General features: G+C 37.0%; 7 protein-coding genes. 2 read left to right on the forward strand and 5 right to left on the reverse strand.

The window, feature by feature from the left end; genetic code table 11:
• A partial coding sequence (locus tag Q0L68_RS14365) for an aminotransferase class III-fold pyridoxal phosphate-dependent enzyme (protein ID WP_296704513.1) occupies positions 1 to 523 on the forward strand: 523 nt, incomplete at its 5' end.
• Positions 524 to 552: 29 nt separating this feature from the next.
• On the opposite strand, the gene Q0L68_RS14370 is transcribed toward Q0L68_RS14365, so the two are convergent.
• Positions 553 to 1,635: a DUF3667 domain-containing protein gene (locus Q0L68_RS14370; protein WP_296704516.1), complete on the reverse strand. Its 1,083-nt coding sequence runs from the start codon at positions 1,633 to 1,635 to the stop codon at positions 553 to 555.
• Between the two features lie 95 nt (positions 1,636 to 1,730).
• Between Q0L68_RS14370 and Q0L68_RS14375 the strand changes: the two genes are divergently transcribed.
• Positions 1,731 to 2,084 (forward strand): Spx/MgsR family RNA polymerase-binding regulatory protein, encoded by a 354-nt coding sequence (locus Q0L68_RS14375; protein WP_296704518.1) that lies wholly within the window; start codon positions 1,731 to 1,733, stop codon positions 2,082 to 2,084.
• Here the strand turns inward: Q0L68_RS14375 and Q0L68_RS14380 are convergent.
• The 4 genes from Q0L68_RS14380 to Q0L68_RS14395 all read right to left on the reverse strand — a co-directional run.
• Positions 2,081 to 3,463, reverse strand: a complete 1,383-nt coding sequence (locus Q0L68_RS14380; protein WP_296704521.1) for a c-type cytochrome domain-containing protein — start codon at positions 3,461 to 3,463, stop codon at positions 2,081 to 2,083. The genes Q0L68_RS14375 and Q0L68_RS14380 overlap by 4 nt on opposite strands.
• On the reverse strand, positions 3,456 to 4,331 hold the full coding sequence (locus Q0L68_RS14385; protein WP_296704523.1) for a sugar phosphate isomerase/epimerase: 876 nt from the start codon (positions 4,329 to 4,331) through the stop codon (positions 3,456 to 3,458). The genes Q0L68_RS14380 and Q0L68_RS14385 overlap by 8 nt, the downstream gene beginning before the upstream one ends.
• A gap of 2 nt (positions 4,332 to 4,333) precedes the next feature.
• Positions 4,334 to 5,839 carry a DUF1501 domain-containing protein gene (locus Q0L68_RS14390; RefSeq protein ID WP_296704525.1) on the reverse strand — a complete coding sequence of 502 codons (1,506 nt, stop codon included), beginning with the start codon at positions 5,837 to 5,839 and terminating at the stop codon, positions 4,334 to 4,336.
• 1 nt (position 5,840) lies between these two features.
• On the reverse strand, positions 5,841 to 6,625 hold a 785-nt coding region (locus tag Q0L68_RS14395; protein ID WP_296704527.1), incomplete at its 5' end, for a DUF1553 domain-containing protein.

Raw genomic sequence — 6,625 nt, forward strand, 5'->3', positions numbered from 1 at the left:
GGTAACTCCAGATATGACAACATTAGGCAAGATCATCGGTGGTGGAATGCCAGTAGGAGCTTATGGAGGTAAAAAGGAGATTATGGAATTTGTTTCTCCTTCAGGGCCTGTTTATCAGGCTGGAACGCTTTCAGGAAATCCTATTGCCATGGCAGCGGGATTGGCTATGTTGTCACATTTAAATGAACATCCTGAGGAATATGCAAGGTTGAATCATATCGGTGAATTAATCTCCGATGGGATTGTAGCTATCAATAATGAACTAGGCTTAAACTTCACTGTGAATAGATTGGGAAGCATGTATTCTTTGTTTTTCACGGATAATAAAATTTTTGATTTTGATTCAGCAAAAAAATCGGATACTGAAATGTTTGGTAAGTATTTTCAAGCCATGCTCAAAAGGGGAGTTTATTTAGCTCCTTCTCAGTTTGAAAGTTTATTTCTTTCGACGGCTTTAACGGATGAAATCATCCAAGAAATTTTAAATGCTCATCGAGAGAGTATAAAGGAAATTATGAAATAATGTAAAACCGGCGATAGCCGGTTTTTTTGTTAAAAAGTGATGAGTGAAATGTAAAGTTCAAGTAGAGTAGCCACAAATAGTGTAATAAAATAAAATAGACCTAAGACCCAAAATTTTAGCAAAGTCTTAAACCAGCCTTGTTTTGATACATTCAAAAGCGATAAATAGGCATAAGTTGATACCCAGATAAAACTAATAAAATACACCAGGACAACACCTATTTCTGTTTCAAACATCCAGAGTATTCCTAATCCATAGATTAAGTAGGCAAAAGAATGAAGATGAAGGCCATGAATGAGATGCTCTACATAAAATTTACCAGTTCTGAAATAAAGAATCCGAAGAAAAAAGGCAAATAATGGTAGCAAAAGAAACATCATTATGGGGAGATTCTGAATGGCACTAGAAATGAAGAGCCCTGAATTTGCCACAAATCTTCTTCTTTGCTCCGAGCCTAGTCCAGGAAAAATATTGAATGAAGTTTTTGATATAGCAGTATCAAAGGCAGAATCCGGAATTTCAAGATCTACTGCAAGTTTTCTTAATTCCCTCCAGTCTCTTTTACCACGATTGATTGAATCTTCAATTATTTTATTGATATCTTCAAGATCACTGGCATTCATTTGGGTAGAATCCAGGTTTAGCCCTAATTCTTTCAGTTCATCCAAACGGCCTGATTTATTAAGAGAATCTAATTTTTTTCCGGCATCAAAATTAAATTTCACCATTCCACCTGAATCTTGATTGATTTGCTCTGGATTGATAGATTCAGACATGATTCTATCCACCACATCTTTAGGTATAGCCAGGGCTGCCACGAAAAAATAAAATAGAGAACTTATTAAATAGAGTCGGATCGGATGGATATACTTTTTTCTTTTACCTTCATTGAAGGTGTTTGTCAGTTTACCAGGGTGAAGGAAAAATGCCGGAAGGGTTTGAAAAAAAACCGTTTCAAAGTTTAGATAGTTAGATATAAAATCCTTGACAAATCTTAATATTGATACTTTCTGATCAATATTTTCTTGTCCACAGTTGGAGCAAAAATTATCAGATTTTGAAAGTTGTTTTCCGCAATTAAGACATTTATCTAATTTCCTTGAGTTTTTCAAAAGGCAGAGTTTTAAAGGAATTTAAACCATTCAAGCTCAAAAAAAAAGTATGCTATCAACATATCCCTTAAATTCGCAACAAAACAAAATGTAGTATGTCAGTAAAAGTTTACGGAATCAAGAATTGTAATACGATGAAAAAAGCGTTTGACTTCTTGAATGAAAAGGGAGTTGATTATGAATTTTTCGATTATAAAAAAGAAAAACCTACCATTGAATTGCTTAAAGGATTCCTTGAAAAAACAGATTTAGCTTCACTTGTGAACCGTAAAGGTATGACTTTTAGAAAAATTTCTGACCAAGAAAAGGCTGCTCTTGAAAATGAAGAAACTGCATTGCCAATATTGGTTGAGAAGTCCAGCATGATCAAAAGACCGATTATATTATATCCAAACGGGGCTTTGACTTTAGGTTTTGATCCGGAAGAAATAAACCAGAATTTAGGTTAATACTCGATCGTGTCGGTTGGAAGTGCAGGCAATTTGTAATTTCCAATTTCTAAATAGAAACTAAAATTCTCCTTCATTTCAGCCTCTGATATCGGAGTATCATAAGCAAAAACTTTCTCTAGAGACGGATGATTATCTAATGATTTGATTCCATCAGTTTCGATTTGGGTTTTGTTGATATATAGATGCTTAAGATGCTTCAAGGAATTTAATCCTTCCAATTTTGAGCCAGAGATAGCTGTCCTGTTTAATTTCAATACAGTCAGATTAGGAAGAGTTTGAAGGCTATCAAGTATCTGATCAGTGATCTGAGTTCCTGATAAATCTAAATAGACAAGTTGGTTTTTTATAGGGTTTAGCAAAGTCCAATTCTGATCTTTAAAGTCTTGAAAATTGATGCAAGAAACTGTCAGCCAATTAGAATTTTCTGAAGTAAGCTCTGCAAAAAATCCTTCGGATTTTAGTTGTGCCATTGATTCATCTGAAACTTTTTCAACACTAATTTCTGGGTAAAATGGCTTTTCCATTCGATGGAAGAATGGCTCTAAAATCTCCATTTTGATATTTGCATCACCTAGTTTTGAACTGGTATTACCACCCAATTCAACCCAAGCTTTGATCAATTCAATGGCCTCTTTTTCAGGTTGACGTTTCTCTTTTGGAGGCATGTGATCCTCGTCATCTTTAGGGAGGATTAATCTTGAATATAAAGCACTTTGATCAGCATTTCCACTAGTTAATATACTTCCATCTTCTCCTCCCTTTATTAGAGCTTCATATGAAGTTAAATCTAATTCTCCTTTTAGGTTTTTAGGATTATGGCAACTCTTGCAGTTTTGATTTATGATTGGCTGGATTACTTGGTCATAGTAAGCAAGTTGCTCCCAACCTTGCTCAGGTAAAACCAATCCTTTTTCCGGCTCTTTTTCAAAACCTAATAGACTTTGTAATTCCGGAGGTAAAACTTCAATTAAATATTCTTCGCCATGCGTAATGTTCCCTCCTAAGTGACCGGTAAATAGCATCAAAGCGAATAGGCCTGAAGATTTGAGTTTAAATTTCTCAGGAAAGGATGTTGATTTTTTTGCTTCATAATAAAGCCAAAATGATGCGAGTACGGTAGCCCATCCGAAAATAAGATGGAATTGAACTGTATCCCAAGAGAAGCCTTCATTCTGATATTGAAGAAAGCCTGAAATTGAAGAGAAAACTGCTGCAACACCACCCAGCAGAAAGGCAAGTCTAATAGATTCCAAATATTGAGTAGAACCTTTTTTAGAAAGAAAAACCAAAATGATTCCAAATGCGAGAATCCCGATAGGAAGGTGAACCAGAATTGGATGAAAACGACCAAAAAGAGGGAGAATAAAATCAATCATTCGAAAATCTTTCTTTTATGGCCTTCATTATATAAACATTGGCTTCCCATTGATCTGCAATCGGCTTATTGGTAAACGGGATAGTTGGCAAATAGGGTGGAGGCCCAAATTCAGTTGTTATGGTGAATATTTCATCTTTCGAATTCCGAATGGTTTCTTCCCAAATATCCAAATGCGTATTTACAGCATTCTCCCATTCTGGAGCTGCTGGATTATTTATTTGAGGTCCTTCAGCAAATCCTACTCTTGCATGGATATGAGAAACAGAAGGCAAGATTTTTTGAAGATTGCTGTCGTTTTTGTTGATCAAACGCTCATGGACGACCATCCAGTGACTGATATCAAGCGTAAATTTTAAATCCGGAAATCTTTCTAGCATTGAAACTGAAGCAGGCAAAGTGTAAGAAAATCTCCCTCTATGGGTTTCATGAATGATGGGTATTCCGGCCTCTTTTGAAAATCTTTCAGCAATTTCTAAAAATGCCAGATTTTGATCTTCCGTCCAGAAATCACTTCCCGTATGATTATTTATTTTAACTGGATTCCAAGCCAAAATTCCTCTTAAACCTGCTTCGTAAGCTTTTAAAGCTTCCTTATAAGGTAGGCCCCTATTGGTTCCATTTAGGAAAATTATCCGTAGATCGTATTTCTCTAGACCAGATTTGAGCTTTGCTTTAGCTTCATCTGAATTTGGCATCCATACTTCAATCCCATTATAACCATCAGCTTTCACTTTTGCTAAGAATTCATCCATCGGTAACTCGTTTCCCCAATCGGTCTGGAAAAACATGATTCTCTTTTGAGCCAATAAAGTAAACGGGACCATTCCCAAAAAGAGGGTGAGAAAGAAAATATTGATTGACCGCATGTTTAGGCTAAAATATTTCTGATTAATTCACCTTCTACATCCGTTAGCCTAAAAGGTCTTCCTTGAAATTCATAGGTGAATTGCTCATGATCAAAACCCATCAAATGCAATATCGTAGCGTGAATATCATGAACGGAAACCTGTTCTCCTATGCCAGAGAACCCAAAATCATCTGTAAGGCCGTAGCTAGCTCCTTTCTTGATTCCACCTCCTGCCATCCACATGGTAAAGGCATCTCCATGATGATCTCTACCCAAAAAGCTTTGAGTTTTTCCTTCTCTGTTTTCTTGCATAGGAGTTCTTCCAAATTCTCCACCCCAAACTACCAAGGTGTCTTCCAATAGGCCTCTTTGTTTTAAATCCAAAAGAAGTGCAGACATAGGTCTATCGATTTCCCGACATTTATTTCTAAGCCCCATATCAATGGATCCATCATGATCGGTACCATGAGTATCCCATCCCCAATCATACAATTGAACAAACCGTACACCCTTTTCGACAAGCTTTCTAGCTAATAAACAATTGTTTGCAAAAGATTCAGTTCCGGGTTTTGTTCCATAAAGGTCATGAATATATTCAGGCTCATCATTGATATTCATCACTTCCGGTACTTCTATTTGCATTCGGTAAGCCATTTCATATTGGTTGATTCTGGCTAAAATCTCAGGATCCCCATAAGCATCAAATTCCTCTTTATTTACTTTATTAATCGTAGAGATAATATTTTTCTTCATATCTCTGGACATTCCTTCTGGATCTTTCAAATAAAGAACAGGATCGCCTTTGGATCTACACTGAACACCTTGGTAAACAGAAGGTAAAAATCCACTTCCCCAAACACTTTTGCCGGCATCAGGAGTTTTTCCTCCTGAAGTTAAAACTACAAAGCCGGGAAGATTCTGGTTTTCTGTCCCTAGGCCATAAGTAACCCAACTTCCCAAACTTGGTCTGCCTAATCTGGGACTTCCTGTTTGCATGAATAATTGGGCAGGACCATGGTTAAACTGATCCGTATGAACGGCTTTTAGGAAAGAAACTTCATCTACCACTTTAGAGAAATGCGGTAAGAAATCAGAAACCCAAGCTCCGGATTCCCCATGCTGTGCAAAGTTTGCCTGTGGGCCAAGTAAGTTTGGAACTCCTCTTATAAAAGCAAATTTACGACCCTCCAAAAGAGATTCGGGACAAGGTTGATTGTGATATTTTGCTAATTCAGGTTTGAAATCAAAAAGCTCTAATTGTGAAGGAGCTCCTGCCATATGAAGATAAATAATCGACTTAGCTTTCCCTCCAAATGGAGGAGGGAGAGGAGCCAAAGGGTTTAGGTCTCTCTCGCTTAAATTTAGACCGGAAGGTTTTTTTTGAATCCCACTTTCGCAACCAAACATTAAAGGGGCAAGAGCTAACCCTCCCATTTTGCTAACACAATCCATTAGAAAGTGTCGTCTGGTCTGCCTTTCCAGCTTTTGCTGTGTGAGCTCATTAATTAAATTTTCGACCTGTTTCATATCATGGTTTGGTTAGAAACTCATCCAAGTTTAGCAATGCATTTGCAACCACAGCCATTGCCGCCAATTCAGGTGTAGTTTCTATACCATCGATTTTAAAAAATGATTTCATAGAAGTGCTATCCTGTTTAAACTCAGAATATGAGTTTTCATACAAACTTGTTAAAGCATTTAATTTTTGATCAGAAATGGGAGAAAGCACCAGTTTTTTATATCCAAAGGCAATTGCTTCATTTGGCTCAGAACTTGAATCATTCATCAATTTTCCCAAGTGAGCTGCCGCCTCTACATAAACTGGATCATTCAGAGTTACCAATGCTTGCAGCGGAGTATTAGTTACAATTCTACGACTAATACAAACCTCTCTACTTCCAGCATCAAAAGTAATAAAGGAAGGGTAGGGGCTGGTTCTTTTAATGAAGGTATATAAGCCCCTTCTATAGCGATCCTCTCCTTCTGCCTCCGTCCATGACTCTCCATTATAAACGGTTTGCCAAATTCCTTCAGGCTGTGGAGGTTTGACACTTGGTCCGTACATTTTATTTGATAAAAGGCCTGATACTGCCAATGATTGATCTCGTATTTGTTCAGCACTTAATCTTCTTCTAGGTCCTCTTGCATACCATTTGTTTTGCGGATCAATGGCAAAAAGTTCAGGTGTAATAGCCGAACTTTGCTTGTAGGTTTTTGAAGTTACTATTTGACGGATTAATTTTTTTATGCTCCAGTCAAAATCATTCATGGTTTCCCAAGCAAGGAAATCTAAAAGTTCTGGGTGGGAAGGAG

Source organism: Algoriphagus sp. (genome assembly GCF_024642405.1).
Classification (GTDB): Bacteria; Bacteroidota; Bacteroidia; order Cytophagales; family Cyclobacteriaceae; genus Algoriphagus.

Coding starts and splice junctions, on each gene's coding strand:
- Q0L68_RS14375 (WP_296704518.1), top strand. CDS start 1,731: ATGTCAGTAAAAGTTTACGGAATCAAGAATTGTAATACGATGAAAAAA.
- Q0L68_RS14380 (WP_296704521.1), bottom strand. CDS start 3,463: ATGATTGATTTTATTCTCCCTCTTTTTGGTCGTTTTCATCCAATTCTG.
- Q0L68_RS14385 (WP_296704523.1), bottom strand. CDS start 4,331: ATGCGGTCAATCAATATTTTCTTTCTCACCCTCTTTTTGGGAATGGTC.
- Q0L68_RS14390 (WP_296704525.1), bottom strand. CDS start 5,839: ATGAAACAGGTCGAAAATTTAATTAATGAGCTCACACAGCAAAAGCTG.